Here is a 16,665-nt window from a genome sequence, read left to right on the forward strand (position 1 = left end):
ATGGATTACCAACCCGGATTCTGGACGAGATACCCTTTGTACACTTCAGTATTCAGGAACGGATGCAGGTACATGCGGGGCAGGAACGTGCGAATTTCCTTTACGTAAGGCTCGTAGCGGTATTCGGTAGTGCTGTTCGGAAGTTTGTAGATTCTGAAGCCGTACATTTTCCCTTTCATCACACCCTCTTCTTCGGCCACCATCCAGCGGCGGATATCCCAGAGGCGGTGATCTTCAAAAGCCAGTTCAATGTCGCGTTCGTTACGTACCCGCGTCCTGAACTGCTCTTTGGTCAATCCGGCTGGTAGTTTGGGCATCCCCGACCGCGCCCGAATGATGTTAATAGCATCGTAGGCTGCCTGTACAGGACCCTGCGCTTCGTTGAGTGCTTCGGCATAGTTCAGGTACGCTTCGGCCAGGCGGAAGACAATAGAATTGGGCACCGCACCAGCCGAGGTAGACAACACGTCGGGAATGAGCTTTTTCATCCACGCGCCACCCCAGCAGGCGGCTGAATTGCGCCCACCCTGAAACGTTTCCAGTACGGGGTAGTCTTTATTCCAGTACGAGCCGTTGTAGCCCACTGTCTGCGCAAAGCGGGGGTCCAGTTCCGAGTATTTCTTCATCAGATCGGAGCCACCATTGACCAGATCCCAGGTTTGAGGTGTACCGTCTTTCTTCTCGTATTTCCGCACAAAATTGTGTATGACCGTTACCCCGCCCCAGGCTTGCGCAATTACAGACGGCTGCGTGCCATACCAGGGAAACTGGGTACGGCCTCTGGAACCGTAGGCTTTTTCGGCCAGCACAATCTCCGTATTGTCGTTCTGCTCCCACATAAACTTGTAGTTCTTGTCAACGCCTTTGTCGGTAATCAGCGCGAAGTTGCCCGCGGGGGCCAGATCGATCGCCGCCTTGGCGGCATCGGCTGCTTTCTGCCAGCGCGTATTGTCCTGATTGCCGTAGCAGATCAGCTTGTTATTATCGCCCAGGCTCATGTAGGGCGTGGCGGTGTTGAACAGCGGACTGGCCGCGTACAGCAGCGTACGGGCTTTCAGCATCTGAGCCACCGTTTTGGTGGCGCGCCCCCGGAAGGTCGAGGTGTAGGTGGTGGGCAGGAGCGAAACGGCGTCGTCGCAGTCTTTTACAATAAAGTTCACTACTTCTTCTACTGTATTGCGCTTCACTTTCAGGTCGTCGGTCAACTGCTCGCGCTTGTCGATGATGGGCACCCCGCCGTAGCGTTTCAGCATCTCCGAGTAGTTCAGTGCCCGGATGAACTTCACCTCGCCAATCACCTGATTCTTATACGCTTCGTCTAAGCCAGGCACTTCATTGAGGCGCTCCAGAATGATGTTGCAGTTCCGAATGGCCGTCCACCGAACCCAGTAGCGGTAATCTTCGCGCCCCACCGGATTGTCGGCCGACGTGATGTTGGCATCGTTCCAGTTTTCAGTATGGAAGAAGGTCACTTCCGCTTCCGCTTCATCGGTGGCGGCGGCGTTGATGGTGAAGGTACGGCTGGCGGGCGCGGGAATCAGCAACGCATCGTTGTAGGTAAAAATCGAGTGAATACCAAAGCGATACGTACCTGTGATGAAGGTTTCCAACTGCACTTTTGATGAGAAGACAGTATTCTCATTGACGTCTACGCCGGGTGCTTTATCTAAAAACTCGCTAAAGCTTTTGTCGCAGGCCGAGGCTACTACGCACAGGATGCCACAAAAAACAGCCCTGATTATGGTTTTCATACTGGTCTAGAATTTAAGGTTAAGCCCGACGTTGATGGTGCGGGTGAGTGGGTACGGTTCCTCATTGGTGACGCCGGTTGGCAACTCAGGATCAACGCCCGGGAACACCGAACTCCAGGTATACAGGTTATTGGAGTTTATATACAGGCGGGTACCGCTCAGGCCGATTCGGCTCAGGAATACTTTTGGCAGGTTATAGCCAATCTCCACGTTTTTCAGACGTACGTAACTGGCATCACGTACCCAATACGTCGAACTCACATAGTTGTGGTTGTAGGTTCCGTTCTGCGAGAACCGGGGAAAATCAATGGGCAACCCCTGTTCATACCGCTCTGCTGTCCAGCTATTTATCAGGTAAGCGGGCGCGGCGCGGTCTTCAAAGAAGCCCCGGTTCTGGGTGCGGTTATACGCGATCGATACGTTGCTGGATCCCTGAAAAAGGACCGAGAAATCGAACCCTTTGTAGGCACCTCCGAATGAAACACCGAAGATCTTCTCGGGGAAGTTGGAGTAACCAATGGGCACCTCATCGTCGGCATTGATGACACCATCTCCGTTGATGTCTTTGTAACGAATGTCGCCGGGCTGAATCTTGTTGCTGTTATAGATCGAAATAGGCCGGTTGGCGTCGTTCACTTCTGCCCAGGTATTGTATAGCCCATCGGCAACGAGGCCAAACAGTTGCCCGTAGCGCTGTCCCGTCCGGTACTGATAGGAAAATGGCCGGACGGTTTCATCCTGGAATTCAATCTTGTTGCGGGCAAAGGTGTAGTTCGCTTTTACAAAGAAGTTGAGTGTACCAATCTGGTCGCTGTAGCTAATATCCCCGTCAAACCCTTTGTTGTTCATTTTTCCCAGGTTGTAGGCTGGTAGCGTGGCCCCCACGGTGATGGGCACCGTACCCAGATTGGCGAGAATATTGTCGCGCTGCTTGTTGAAGTAATCAGCCGTTACCCGGATTTTATTCTTCCATAAGGCCAGTTCTACGCCGAAGTTCCGCTCGATAGCCCGCTCCCAGGTCACGTTGGGGTTCCCCAGCTTGCCTTCAACCGTGCGCGTGTAACCCGTTTGGGTGCTGCCCACTTCGCCGAAAAAGTAGCCACCGGTAGACGAGGTATAGGCAGAGGGCCGGTACAGAAACCGGTCGTTCCCAATCTGGTCGTTCCCCGTTTCGCCGTATGATCCCCGGAATTTCAGGTACGTTAGCACGTCGTTTTTAGGGAAGAAAGCTTCATCAGACGCTACCCAGCCCAACGAAAAAGCGGGAAAGAAACCGAACCGCTTGCCTACGTCGAAGTTCTCGGTGCCGTTGTAGCCAAACGTAAATTCAGCCAGGTAACGGCCTTTGTAGCCGTAGGTTGTCCGGCCTACAACCCCCTGATAGCCGTTTGGCACCAGAAAAGCCAGGTTGGGGTCAAAATATTTGGTTTGGTTGTAGTTGACCAGCGCCGTTACATAATGATCGCCGAATGCCCGTTTGTAGTCGAACCCAAACTCAGCGTAAGTCCGGCGATTTTTAGCGATGAGCTGCTGAAAAGTGAACGGCTGATCAACGTTCTGAGGGATGTAGTTGACGGTTCCATCGGCCAAACGGATAGCGTTATACGTCACTAGTGGCCGCAGGTTAATGATCGTCTCCGTGTTATTATTCTGGTAGTTGGTCAGGCCATGCATGGTCAGACCTTCGGTGATGAAGTCGAGCATGTAATCCAGCCGGACAGACCCTTGCAGGAAGTTTTTGTACTGGCGATTATAGCCGTTTGAAAACATGTCGGCGATGGGGTTATTCACAGCCGCTACCCCTACCAGGTTCACGATTTTGTCGTCTATAATACCCGGCGAGGTAATGGAGTTTGCCTTCGCGATGCTCTCGATAATACGCACGGTAGGCCAGTTTGACCCCGTCAGGTTTTCGGTCTGCGACGATAGATCGATCGATGCTTTCAGGCGTTTGGTGATATCAAAATCAAAGTTCGACCGGAAATTGTAGCGCTTGTAGGTTCGGTTGGCGTCAAAATCTTTGATCACATCCGAGTTATTGAACTGCCCACCCTGGCTGAAAAACCCCGCCGACACGAAGTAGCGCACCTTCTCGGTGCCGCCGTTGATACTGATGTTATGCTGGGTTTGCAGGGCCTGTGGTTTCAGCGCCAGCGCGTACCAGTCTGAGTTTGGGTGAAAGATTGGGTCTTCGCCTGACCGGTATTTGGCAATATCGTCATCGGTAAACTTAGGCGTGTAACCGCCTGATATATAGGCATCTGCCTTTAAGCCTGCGTTATAGTACGTAGCATAATCGGCGCTGTTCATGTTTTTCCGCAGGTTCGTGAAGCTGGTTATGGCCAGGTTGCCGGTGTAGCTAAACTGTGGCTTTCCCACTTTACCGCGCTTGGTGGTGATCAACAGCACGCCGTTGGCACCCCGTATGCCATAAATAGCCGTTGCCGACGCATCTTTCAGGATGGTCAGGTTTTCAATTTCGTTGGGGTCAATGTTGTTGTAGTTACTCACCTGAACGCCGTTTACCAGAATGAGCGGATCGGCAGCTCCTGAAAACGTGCTCACACCGCGAATCCGAAGTGTCGAGGCATCGGCACCAGGTTCACCACTATTTTGAACGGCAAAAAGCCCCGGCATACGACCCACCAGCGAGTTACTGATGTTGGCCACCGGCGACTGTAGCAATTCTTTGGTATTGACCGACGAGATAGCACCCGTTACGGTTGCTTTTTTCTGCGTACCGAAACCAACCACCACAACCTCGTCGAGCTGGCTCATGTCTGACTTCAGGGTGATATCTACTCGTGAGCGATTACCAACGGTAACTTCCTGTTTTACAAAGCCGACGAAGCTAAACACCAACACAGCGTTCGCGTCGGGCACCGAGATCGAGTACTCCCCTTTAGCGTCGGTATTGGTACCTCTAACGGCCCCTTTCAGCACGATGCTTACGCCCGGAACCGGTTCGCCTTTTTCAGTATCGACAACCTTACCTTTTACGATAATCTCGGCTGCCCGGCTCGTTGAAACGGTCTGCACGTCCGTTCTCGATGGCAGTGCCGTCAGAGTCGACTCCCGGTTTGCCACCGCATCGGCTGGTGGGCTTGTCGGCAGACTCTCGTCGGTTTCAAGCGAAAGCCTGGGGTTTTTGCGGGGCAAAATCGTGTAATCACCACCTTTGAGCTTTTTGAACCGAAGATTAGCAGGCGTCAGCACCCGATCAAGTATTTGCTCCAGTTTGTCATTTTCATTGAGTGTACCGGAAAACGTTTTGTTTTCCAGTAACTCTTTCTGATACACAAAGCTGGTCTTGTGGATGACCTCTAACTTTTTGAGTAACGCAATCAGGGTGGTAACAGTCTCCTGTGCTTTGATTCCCTCAGCAGGTCTCTTATTGGAAGCCAACGTTAACTGAGCTATGGCCTTCGGCGTTCCGGGAGCACAGGCTAAGCCAATTAAGGTTGTATAAAAAAGGATATGTCGTTTCATAGTTAAAACGGAAATCGTGTGATTGACTATGCTGTAATTGGTAGTCAAACAGACGGGGTTGGCCCTTTTCCCGTTTTTTCTATGATTATTTCTCGTTAATTTTTAAATCTTCCTACTACCTATATCTATCTACTCGAACAGGTACGTATCTCCCTTTTTTTGCACGTCCGCCTCCAGAATGATGGCCAGATTTTCGATGCAATCCTCGGCCACTTCGGTACGCAGTTTACCGCTCAGCTTCTTGTCGGCTAATTGTTTATCCGTCAGTTTAATCGTTACGCCGAAGTTGTCTTCCAGGATGGTGACGATCTCAGGTAAACTTTTACCATCCAATACGATGTACGATTCTTTCCAGGCTTCGTACACGTCAGGTTGCACCTTCTTTAGTTTAATTTCACGATTTTGGGGGGCTACGGTAGCCATATCGCCGGGTTTCATAACAACGGCTGGCTGATTGGCCGTAGTCAGTTGCACTTTGCCTTCGTGCAATACAACCCTGGTTTCTGCGCGGCGGGTGTTTACATTAAACTCGGTGCCCAGCACTTCCACGTTCGCTTCGGCTGTATGAACGATGAATTTTGCTCCGTTCCGTTTGGCAATGCTGAAGTAAGCTTCGCCTTTCAGCCAGACTTCACGCACCGCACTGCCGACCAGGTTGTCGCCTACTTTGAGCGATGAATTGGCATTGAGGGTCACCGAAGAACCATCGGCCAGCTTTATTTCCTGAATTTTACCGTAACCAGTTTCGTAGGTTGGGGCCGTTTCAGACCGGTAGGTCCACCAGCCAATGCCGATCGACGAGGCCAGCATGACAACAGCGGCCGCCGCCCAGGCTGGCCGGCGATACCACGGAATAACCCGCCCCGTTTCCAACTGGCTTTCTGGTTCAATATCGGCCCAGATGCGTTGCTTCAGCCGGGCAAGGTCTAGTTCGTCTGGTTCGATTTCATAAAAATGAATCGATTTAACGAAGTCAATCGCCGACAGGATATCGTTTCTTTTATGTGGGTACTCATCTATGAATGCTTGCCAAAACCGGTCTGCTTCGTCGGTTGGGGATACTACCCAACGGATGAAATAGGAATCTTTACAGAAATCTTCTACGGTAAATGTGGGATATGGCATTGTGGAGACATCATGATAATACTCGTTAAACGGTGGCCAACTTATTTTTTCCCGTCTTTTTATCAATTAATTAGACGCAAAATAGCGCATAACCAGACCGGCAAGGCTTAAAAAAGCACCCCGCAGTTGTAAGGACTCGTGCAGGCACATTCGTAGGCTGGCCAGAGCCACGTTTACTGTATTATACACACTCTTCATGGTGATACCCATTATCTCGGCCGCCTGCGGGTACGTGAGTCCCTTCATGTAGACCAAATATAGAATCTCTTTCTGCCGTTTGGGCAACCTGTTCAACTCGGCCACCACAATCCGGCTTTGCTGATCAACCAGTTCCTCCGTAACCAGTGTGGCTTCGTGGGGCTGAATCAGAAACTCGGCATTATCGAAGTGATACGCCTCAGAATCCAGCTTTTTCATCCGGCCAACAGTGTCGAGCAGTCGGCGACGCAACGCCCGGAACAGGTAAAAGCGGATGTTATCGGTAGGGCCTAATCGCTGGTGACTTTCGTGAAGGTGCAGAAATAATTCGTGCAGGCAATCCTCCACCACTTGCCGATTCCGAACCAGGTTATACCCATACCGGTACAAGTCGGCGGCAAACAACTCATACAATTTGGCAAAAGCTGACCGATCACCACTTCGAAAGGCATCCCAGAGCAGCGTGTGTTGAGCAGCAGAAAGTTGAGTATCCATACCTGGCCTGGAAGAAAGAAGCAATATACTGGCGATTACAAGCAATATACAGTCATTAAATACTCGAAAAAAGCTAAAAAACTATCGGGCTATGATGAGCAGACCAATGCCGATGATGTAACAGAGTAACATGCCGTTCAGCAACATACTCACTCCTCTGGGGGCCGAGCGGAACTCTTTCCAGACGTAAATGCCCCACAAAGCGGCCACCACCGTAGCGCCCTGCCCCAGCCCATAGCTGATAGCCGGACCGGCTTTATCGGAGGCTAAGATGCTGAACGACATACCCAGGCACCAGATCATGCCGCCCAGTATACCGGTCAGGTGATCGCGCCCACTGCCCTGGAAGTAATCGGCGTAACTCACCGACGTACCTACAAATGGCCGCCACATCAGCAGGGTATTAAACAGGAAATTGCTCATCAGAATACCCAGGGCAAAGAAGACCACGGCGGTATACGGACTAAGTTTACCGGGTTCAGGTACGTCGAAGTTGGGGAACATCGCCTGGGCAACGTACCCGTAAAACAAGCCCATGAGGCAACCCGCTATCACCGATAGCACTAACCCTTTTGTGGACAGTCCGGTACCGGTTGTCGCGGTGCGGCGGTAGGCGAAGGCGTTAAGCAGGATTGCCACTACGATCAGGGCCATGCCGCCAAACAACAGGCTGGCGCTACCGACCGGGGCATTCAGGTAGTTGACCACTACGCCAATCACCAGCGCCAGCCCGATACCTACCGGAAAAGCAACCGACATACCCGCAATGGAAATGGCCGCAACCAGCAGAATATTAGCCGCGTTGAAGAGCACGCCCCCCCATATAGCCGAGCCGATATTGGCCGTATCAGCCTGCTGCACATCGACCAGAAACGAACGTCCCCCGTCGCCCAGACTTCCCAGCGTCAGGGCCGAAATAAGTGCCAGGGCAACGATGCCGAGCACATAATCCCAGTAGAACAGTTCGAACCGCCAGGTGCCAGCGGCGAGCTTCTGGGTATTGGCCCACGACCCCCAACAGAGCATCGTGACGATACAAAACAGTACAGCCGTGCTGTATGATTCTATGATAAACATTGGTGATGATGGTTAGGAAAAGGGTTAGTAGTTACTCGTTCCTGATTACTGGTTATTGCTGACGCGCAGCCCTTCGACAGGCTCAGGGTGACAGGATACCCAGGTACGTTAGCTCAACTACTGGAAGTGGATTGTCACCCTGAGTCTGTCGAAGGGCTACGCGTCAGCAATAACCAGTAATCAAGAACGAGTAACCAAGTCAATACTTAGCAAGAACAGGTTTATCGCCGAACACGATCAGGGTACGGATGCGGATTGGATAGTCTTTATCGGGATTCAGCAGTTTTAGACGAATAGTATGCTGGCCACTGGCTAGTTGGTATTTCCAGGCCATATCGTAGCGGCGACGGGTAAAGTTGGCCGGTAAACTGGCCGTTTCTACCTTCTGGCCGTCTACGTACACCTCTACTTTACCCACGTACGGGGATTCATAGTCATACTGGTTCGCCACCACTTTAGGCCGGGCATCACCACTGATAATGAACCCGTTACCTATAAACGAAAGCGTAGATTCATCGGTCAGATCTTTGTTGACCGCCCGCTTTTCGATGGGAAAATGGCCCGCAAACCCCTGTTCCAGCCGAACGGGCTTAGGCGTCTGTACGGCAATGGTCACGTTCTCGCCGCTCACTTTACCACCGTTCCGTTCAACCACCTGAAGCGCGTGCTTCATGCCAATAGCATACACATCGTTGAGCGACATGGTCGTGTGCTTGAAGTCAATGTCTTCGGCGTCTTTCAGGCCCTGTTTCCAGTAGGCAGGGATTTTGTCGTAGCCCAGCATAGTACCCAGAATGCCACCCGCCGATGAGGGGTTACAGTCGGAATCCTGACCGGCGCGCGTGCTGATCTGCATGGTTTTCGTGTAGTCGCCCTGTCCGTACAATAGCCCCAGCACGATATAGGCCGAATTCAGTTTGGCGTCGATATTATACGGGGCGAAAATTCCATCGGAACACCCCACTTCATCGGACCATTTCCGCTGGATTTCGAGCCAGGTACGTTTCCAGTCCGTCGGATACAGCTTATGCCACTTGATCACGTCGGCAATGCACTGATGGAACGTGCTTTGTGCCGGAATAGCTTTCAGGCTTTCATTGACCACGTAGCTGACATCGTTGCTCACAAACGCCAGCGCATACATGGCTCCAACGTATACGCCGCCGTACCAGCCGTCGCCGTAGTTCATGATGTGGCCGATAGGGTCGCCAATCTGAATAGCCGTATTCGGCATGCCGGGAGCCATCAGGCCGGAGAAATCCGCTTCGATCTGAAAATCAATATCATCGGCGTGGGGGTTGTTGAGCCAGTGACCAGACTCAGGCGCTTTCATGCCGTTGAGAATATTGTAACGGCCCACCTGGTTGGCGTGCCAGAGCATATAACCTGCATTGGCAAAGGCATTGGCATGTTCGCTGACGGGCGCATCGAGTCCTTTTTTCTCGAACACATCGACAAACGTCAGGTCCATGTACAGATCGTCGTACAGGCCGGGGTTCTCCAGCATTGTTTTCTTGATGTAGCCATCGTACCACGGAATAGGCTGATAATCATTCATCATGGTGCCGTTGAACTTGAATTCCGTGGGTCCGCCAAAGGTGCAGCCAATCAGTTGACCAGCCCAGCCCCCTTTGATTTTATCCTGCAACGTTGCCTTAGATAGGGTGACAGCGGCGGGTGCTCCGGCAGTCGGCTTTTTAGGCGTTGGAGCCGGACCGAAGGCCAACAGCGCGAGCAACGGGAGGAAAAGAAGATTGCGGTTTTTCATTGGTTTGTAGTGATTTAGACAGGATCAAACAGTGAGTAAAGGCAGGGCATCTACTTCGTGTCGATGAGGTAATGAAGCTTGCGCACCCATGCGGGTCACGGAAATCGACGCGGCTTTGCAGGCGAAGGATACGGCCTCAAACAAGGTACGTCCCTCGGCCAGGGCTACGGCCAATGCTCCGTTGAAACAATCGCCCGCCGCCGTAGTGTCGACCGCCGTTACTGGTGGCGCGGCAATCAATACGGCTTCTGAGGAATCAGATACGTAGGCACCGCGCGAACCGAGCGTAATCACCACGTTGGGCACACCCGACTCGTGTAGTCGCTGAGCCGCATGTTGGGCGGTGGCTTCGTCGGTTACGCGGATACCCGTCAGCAGTTCGGCTTCCGTTTCATTGGGCGTGATAACATACAGGCAGGACAGTACCGACGGATCGAGGAGTTGGGCCGGAGCCGGGTTCAGCACCACCCGCATGCCACGGGCATGGCTCTGCCGAATGGCATAGTCGACGGTCGGGATGGGGGTTTCCAGTTGGAGCAGGACAACGGTATTTGTGGTGTCAGTTATGGCATCGAGGGCAACCGAAACCTGTTGCTGAGCCAGTTTAGCATTGGCTCCCGACGCCACCATGATGCAGTTTTCGCCGCGGCTATCCACGCCAATCAACGCCACACCCGACGGTTCGTCGGCATCGGTCGTGATAAAGTCGCCCTGAATTCCTTCCCGCTCAAACTGCTGCAGTGCCTGACGGCCAAACACATCGTTGCCCACATTAGCCACAAAGGTTACAGCCGTAGACGAGGTATACTCCCCGGAACCGGGCATGACCACTCCCAGTCGGGCTGCCGCCACGGCCTGATTAGCCCCTTTGCCGCCAGGGTTCATAAGAAATGTACCGCCAATTACCGTTTCGCCGGGGGCTGGTAGCTTGTTGGCTTTGATGACCATATCGGTATTGGAACTTCCGATCACACAAACTGAAAAGGGCATGGTATAAGAGAAAAGTTGTTGAACAAACCTATGGAAAAATTGCATCCAGCAAAGCCCACTTTTCGAGCAAGTAGCTATTGCTACGAACAAGCTTACTAATGAATAAAAGCTTTACTGAGCGTAAAAAGCCGTTAATTGATTAAAGTTTTAGCTATTTCTACATGACAATCGATGTCCTGCATCCACTTGTTCATTCACTGACCAAATCTGAGAAGCGATACTGTCGGCTTTTAACTGGTCGACAGGCTTCAGACAACCTGAACGAGGCCGGGTCGAGCGCGGCCCCAGGCTTCCTGCGCCTTTTCGACTGCCTGCTGAACCACGAATTGGCCGACGAGGCGCTGACAGCCGACCTGGCCCGTCAGTTTCCGGGAGCTACGCTGGAGCCCGCCCGAAAATACCTGTACCGGTTCGTCATGCAGCGCCTTCGGCAGTTCGAGCAGGATAAGCGCATCGACGTCCGAATCGGTCAGTTACTGCACGACAGCCAGATTCTGCACGAACGCGGGCTGGTGCAGTTCAGTCAGGAGCAGTTGGACAAAGCACGGGAACTAGCGGAGCAGCACGAACGTGGCCTGTATGTTGTGCTGGCCGCCCGGCAGCAGGTGGAACAATGGGTTCGCTGGCAGTTCGATGGCGTTGATGAACCGACACTGGCCAGGCAACACGCCCTCATTCGCCAGCAAAGCGAACGTACCCAGACAGCCCTGCACCATGCGGCACTCTACGAGACGCTCCTGCTCCGGTATCGGACCCGTGGTATGGTGGGCGGCCCGGCCGATACGCTCCGGCTCAACGACCTGCTGCTGGAAGAATATCAGTTGCTAAACCGGCAAAACAGAAGCGACCGCACGGGCGGCCCCGCGTCGATGCGGTCGTTTGCCATGCAGCAGCAACACCTGCATTTTCAGTCAGCCTATTTCCGCATGATCGGCGACGGAGCGGGTAGCCTACGTGTATACCGCGAACTGGACCAGTTATTTCAGAACAACCCAATTTTATGGGCCGAGCAACCGCTTTATTACGTCCAGTTGCTGGAGGGGATTCTGGCCGACCTGCGCCTGCTGGAACAATACGACGATATGCCGTTTTTCATCGACCGGCTCCGGCTCATCGACACCCCTGTTCAGGGCCTGAACCGCACGGTACCGTACCTGGCGCTTTACTATTCGCTGCTGCTGTCTGTCGATCAAAAACGGTACAATGAAGCGGCTGCACACCTGGCAACGTACCTGACCAATGCCCATACTGCCGAACGCGGCCCGGCCGTACCGCCCGCCTTTGAGCGGGGGCTGGCCCAACTGGCCTTGCCGGTACGTACCGAATTTGACCTACTACTGGTACGGCTCGACTTAGGCACAGAGAATTTATCGACTGGTTTACAACGACTTAACCGGGTACTGGCTCGTCCTGCCCGCTCGTTGCCAGGTACGTTATACACCCAAAGCCGGTTGATGAATCTGTTGCTGCATGCGCGCCTTGGCAACGCCGATTACCTCACCTATGCGCTACGTTCGGTAGAACGAAAACGAACCGGCAGCGGCCCCATATCGGCAGGCGAACAGCTCACGCTCACGCTTTTACGGCAGTGGCTCAAGGGAAAACTGACCACCCATGCCATAACCCAAATCGACGCGTTCAGCGGTAATCCTGCCGATCATCAGTTGCTCCGCAATCTGGATCTTGGCGCCTGGATTGAAGCCATTCTGGCGTAGATTTACCCCTCTCCTACTCCTTATAAATCAGCGCATTGGCGATCATCTGCGTGTAGATCGGGTTCTCGAAATCGCTGATAGCATGCCCCGGTTGGCCGTAAAAAAGCCAGCCTCTCCCGACCGGCATGCACCAGGCCGACCGATCCTGCATCCATACCTTTCCGGTAGCATCCGTGAATTTGAACCCCAGTAAGATGGTCCGCGGACTCAGCAGTTGATGGTTCAGAAACCCCTCCGTTTTAGTCAGCACAATACCCGGTAATGGCGTCTCTTTCTGCTCACCTTCCCGCGTATACGCCACCGTGGACGCATATGTGATCTTGTGAGTCGTGATGAAGTGTGCAGATGCCAGATTCACCACCGACATATCAATGTCGCCCACGTATTTGTAGCCGCCTTCTGCCACCTCTTTTTTGGGTAGATCAATGCTCAGGAACGAAAACCACGACTTATTCCTGCGTTTCGCCGAACTGATCGAATGGTGCAAACAAAGTAGCTTTCCGCCGTTCATCGCATAATTGATAAATGCTTTTTCGGGGATCGAATCCAGGTCTTTATGAATGTAGACGATCACCGCCCGGAAAGGCGTCAGCGTGGCGGGCATGTCGGTCTGCGTCACGATTTTAGCCGTCAGTTTCTCCTGTGCGTTCAGTGCCTTAGCCAGCACCTCCATGGCCGGAATTTCGTCGGCTACGATCAAGACGTCCTGTGCAGTGGCTCGAAATCCAACGAGCAACAGAACGGTAAGCAGCGTGACAAATGAGTTCATGACGAGCAGGATTATATGGTTTATCAATTTCGGACTGTAGGGGGTTGCTGATGCTGGATCAACTAATCTCTCCTACCCTTTTTTAGCCATCAGTTTAACGGTAACGAGCTGTCCGTCAGCACCAAGCATTACCTTTTGCACCGTTTTGGCAGTGCCTTTCTTTACCACAATCTCATAGTCACCGGTGAAGCCGCGAACGGCAAAGCGACCGTCTTTTCCGGTTGTCCCGGTGGCATTCGTCGCCCACACTTTGGAAACCAGATCGGTAAATACTTTTCCGTGGGCACGGGGTTGCCAGTTTTTATCCCACAGCGCGCCCGCCGGTATCCAGTGCGCTTTCTCCCAGAAACCCCACTGAACGAATCCGGTTGTAGCCGGATGGCTAAAGATGGCGGTCATGAAGTCGCGCATGTAGCGTGCTTTAAAATCGTCGTCATCGCTGGTAATATCAAATTCCGAGATTTGAATGGGTAGGCCAAATTCGGCAAAATGATCCAACCGTTGCAGGACCAGTTCAATAGCGGGGGGCGTTCCGCCAATGTGTCCCTGCTCACCAATACCTTCGATGGGGGCTTTGTTGTCGATGAGGTATTTCACATTGTTGTAGAAGTTTTCACTGCCGGGACCATCGCCATGAAACATGGTGTATTCGTTCAGAAACAGCTTCACGCCCGGCGTATTTTTCCGGGCCGCCTCGAACCACTTTACCATCACCGATTTTCCACCCAGCGAATCAATGATGGAATGGTGCGCGTAGGGTTCATTTACCACATCCCACTCCACGAACTGACCATTCATGACCGCCATTTCGTCGGCGATCTGCTCCATAATGGCGGTTCCCAGAGCCGCCTTATCACGCTGGTACTTAATCAGATGCGGTGAATGTTGCCAGGATGGCCAGACCATCACATGCCCCCGCGCCGGTATATCGTGCGATCGGAGCCAGGCAACCGCCCGTTTAGTCTGATCATGGTTGGTAGTCGCCCAGTTTTTGGACTTCATCTCGTTCTCGAAAACCACCTTGTTGAAATACCGTAGCAGCGTGTCGCGGTACGTTTTGGCTTCCGCGCTTACGGTATCCATTAACAGTTTCGAGTTCGTGGCTGTACCCCAGGCAAACGCGCTTCTGGTCATTCGAACGGCTACCGACGCATCGGTGACCGGCTTACCGACAGCGTCGACAACGCGCACGGCAAGGTTGCCTTTACGGTGCTTTTCGATCCGATCGGCCGCCGCTTTGCGCCAGGCAGCATCGGGTGCATCGCCGTCATAATGGACGATACTACGCGGTAAGTCAGCCACTTTTTTAGCCCCCTTATAGTTGACCAGCGCCAGTTGACCCAGTTCAAACTGCTGGGGGAAACTGCCGCATTTGATCACCAGCGACAAATCGCCCGTTGCCACGTCTTTTGAGGCAACGAAGGGAATTTGGGTCAATACCCAACTGGACCCAAACGACATGCCCCGTTCCACCAATGGCGGCCACGTATACTTACCGGCAATGACCTGATCCAGCGAGATTTCGAGAAACGACTCGCCGGTTTCCTTCTTGCTTTGACGCGAGCGGCTGTAGAAAGACAACAGCATCACATCGCCTTTCTGCACGACAGAATCAATCGTATACCTTAGCGTAAACGATTCATTGACAGACGGGTTACTGATCGTTATGCGGTATGCTTTCTGAAAAGGCTGCCCAGCTACGTCGACGGTTGTTAGCGTCGACGTAGTTTTTGCATTGGTTTTGAACGGAATAGCCTCGGTTGGTAGCAGCGCAACCTGCGCGTTCACGACGGTCGAATAAGCCAGCATCAGGGCCAGCGCCAGAAAGCAGGAAAGCTGTTTACACATGGTGTCTATTGTTCAAAGGCCCCCCGGTCGCGACCGGCTTTTTGAGGCCGGGTTTTACCGATAATATCCGTCGACTGAGGTACGTCGTTTGAGCCGGAATTAACCGCCCGGCTTGTTTTTACCAGGCGGAAATTACCTTTCGTTGGATCGGGCTGCACATCGATGAAGCCGGGATCAGCCACGATGTCGTTAGGGCCTTTAAACACGTCCTGCCCGGTCGGGTACACGTTATAATCCCAGCGGATGTTTGTGTTTTTGTTGTTCGAGGTAACCTTGCCGCCCGGACGAGGCACGATGATATTATTCATGATTACCACATCTTCCGAGTTGTTGGGAAACAGTTCCTGATACCCTACAATGCCCCCGTTCCAGTAGGTCGTATTATTGATGATATCAACGTATTTGGTTCGGAACGTGTGAATGCCCGACCCGCCATTATAACAGCTTACATTATTGGCAATCAACGCCCTGCCTTTCCATTCGGGGCGTTTGGGTTTCTCCGGGGCCGTCGGCGCAGGGGCCGCATCGGGCTTCACCACGGCGTCGGCATTCGGGTTGGTAGCGCCCTTACGCTCCTGGTCGGTTACGTCGAGAATGATACCGTTGCCATCGCTCAGTTTGCCGATTTTTTCCCAGGGAACCAGCGTTTTATTGTTCCAGACAAAATTGCGCTGAATGATGATGTGATAGCCGGGTGCATCGTCATAAGCCCAGTTATTGAGTGTGGTAATGCCCGACCCGCCGTAGCGCATAAACCAGGCGTTTTCAGACACTTTGCAATCTTCAACCGTCAGGTAGTCCATCTCGATACCAACAACTCCCCCACCCGCGCACTTGGTCACCACGCAGTTGCGAACGATAAGATGATGCGGTTTCTCGTCGGGCTTGTTGGTCCGGCCGTTGAAGAAAATCCCGTTGGTATTGAAGTACGGGTCGGGCGTCGGTTTCTTAGCGTCCTCCTGCGCTTTAAGCAACACGATCGCATCATTGTTGCCAATCACGCTTAGGCCATCGATAATGTTGTAGGAACCCGAAATCTGGATACCACACCAACCCACCGGATGCACTTCGGGATGATGACCGGGCCGGGCTTTCCAGGTAATCCAGGCGTTGGACGTACCTGAGCGGGTGATGTTAAGTACAGCACTGCCGTTGCCTTTTTCGGTATTGGTATAACTGCCGTTGCCTACCAGCACCACATCGCCGGGCTGTACCAGATCGGCAGCTTTTTGCAGACTGCGGAAAGCCGTTGCGGGCGTTTTGCCATCGTTAGCGTCGTCTCCGGTACCGGAAACGTGCCAGGTGGCGGCTGAGGTCAGAATCGGAAGGAGTAAAAGCAGTGTAAAGAAATATCGGTTCATAGCGTAATCTGATTGGCCACGCGTTGCGTAGCAGCATAAACGGTTCATTGTTGTGTTCATTGACGGGGCAATGGTGGCG

General features: G+C 52.9%; 11 protein-coding genes. 1 reads left to right on the top strand and 10 read right to left on the bottom strand.

Annotated features, from left to right (window positions below; genetic code table 11):
- Positions 1-5 precede the first annotated feature (5 nt).
- The 7 genes from ACFE8Q_RS07550 to rbsK form a co-directional block, all read right to left on the bottom strand.
- A complete protein-coding gene (locus tag ACFE8Q_RS07550) occupies positions 6-1,751 on the bottom strand; it encodes a RagB/SusD family nutrient uptake outer membrane protein (protein ID WP_375444760.1) in 1,746 nt (581 codons plus the stop codon).
- 6 nt (positions 1,752-1,757) lie between these two features.
- Positions 1,758-5,240, bottom strand: coding sequence for a SusC/RagA family TonB-linked outer membrane protein (locus ACFE8Q_RS07555; protein ID WP_375444761.1), 3,483 nt, complete (start codon positions 5,238-5,240; stop codon positions 1,758-1,760).
- Positions 5,241-5,369: 129 nt separating this feature from the next.
- The gene (locus tag ACFE8Q_RS07560) at positions 5,370-6,365 is read right to left on the bottom strand and encodes a FecR family protein (RefSeq protein WP_375444762.1); all 996 of its coding nucleotides are present in this window, start codon (positions 6,363-6,365) and stop codon (positions 5,370-5,372) included.
- Positions 6,366-6,431: 66 nt separating this feature from the next.
- A complete protein-coding gene (locus tag ACFE8Q_RS07565; RefSeq protein WP_375444763.1) occupies positions 6,432-7,058 on the bottom strand; it encodes an RNA polymerase sigma factor in 627 nt (208 codons plus the stop codon).
- Positions 7,059-7,139: 81 nt separating this feature from the next.
- The gene (locus tag ACFE8Q_RS07570) at positions 7,140-8,135 is read right to left on the bottom strand and encodes a GRP family sugar transporter (protein WP_375444764.1); all 996 of its coding nucleotides are present in this window, start codon (positions 8,133-8,135) and stop codon (positions 7,140-7,142) included.
- Between the two features lie 199 nt (positions 8,136-8,334).
- A complete protein-coding gene (locus ACFE8Q_RS07575) occupies positions 8,335-9,903 on the bottom strand; it encodes an ADP-ribosylglycohydrolase family protein (RefSeq protein ID WP_375444765.1) in 1,569 nt (522 codons plus the stop codon).
- Between the two features lie 24 nt (positions 9,904-9,927).
- Complete coding sequence (gene rbsK, locus ACFE8Q_RS07580; protein ID WP_375444766.1) at positions 9,928-10,893, bottom strand: ribokinase; 966 nt, start codon at positions 10,891-10,893, stop codon at positions 9,928-9,930.
- A 161-nt stretch (positions 10,894-11,054) separates the two neighbouring features.
- Here rbsK and ACFE8Q_RS07585 point away from each other — a divergent pair, with 161 nt between their 5' ends.
- The gene (locus tag ACFE8Q_RS07585; RefSeq protein ID WP_375444767.1) at positions 11,055-12,608 is read left to right on the top strand and encodes a hypothetical protein; all 1,554 of its coding nucleotides are present in this window, start codon (positions 11,055-11,057) and stop codon (positions 12,606-12,608) included.
- Between the two features lie 13 nt (positions 12,609-12,621).
- Here the strand turns inward: ACFE8Q_RS07585 and ACFE8Q_RS07590 are convergent, their stop codons facing one another.
- From ACFE8Q_RS07590 to ACFE8Q_RS07600, 3 genes are all read right to left on the bottom strand, one after another.
- Positions 12,622-13,377 (bottom strand): ThuA domain-containing protein, encoded by a 756-nt coding sequence (locus ACFE8Q_RS07590; RefSeq protein ID WP_375444768.1) that lies wholly within the window; start codon positions 13,375-13,377, stop codon positions 12,622-12,624.
- A 72-nt stretch (positions 13,378-13,449) separates the two neighbouring features.
- Positions 13,450-15,225, bottom strand: a complete 1,776-nt coding sequence (locus tag ACFE8Q_RS07595; protein WP_375444769.1) for an endo-1,4-beta-xylanase — start codon at positions 15,223-15,225, stop codon at positions 13,450-13,452.
- Positions 15,226-15,230: 5 nt separating this feature from the next.
- A complete protein-coding gene (locus ACFE8Q_RS07600) occupies positions 15,231-16,586 on the bottom strand; it encodes a choice-of-anchor Q domain-containing protein (protein ID WP_375444770.1) in 1,356 nt (451 codons plus the stop codon).
- Between the last annotated feature and the right edge of the window lie 79 nt (positions 16,587-16,665).

Source organism: uncultured Fibrella sp. (assembly GCF_964250085.1).
Classification (GTDB): domain Bacteria; phylum Bacteroidota; class Bacteroidia; order Cytophagales; family Spirosomataceae; genus Fibrella.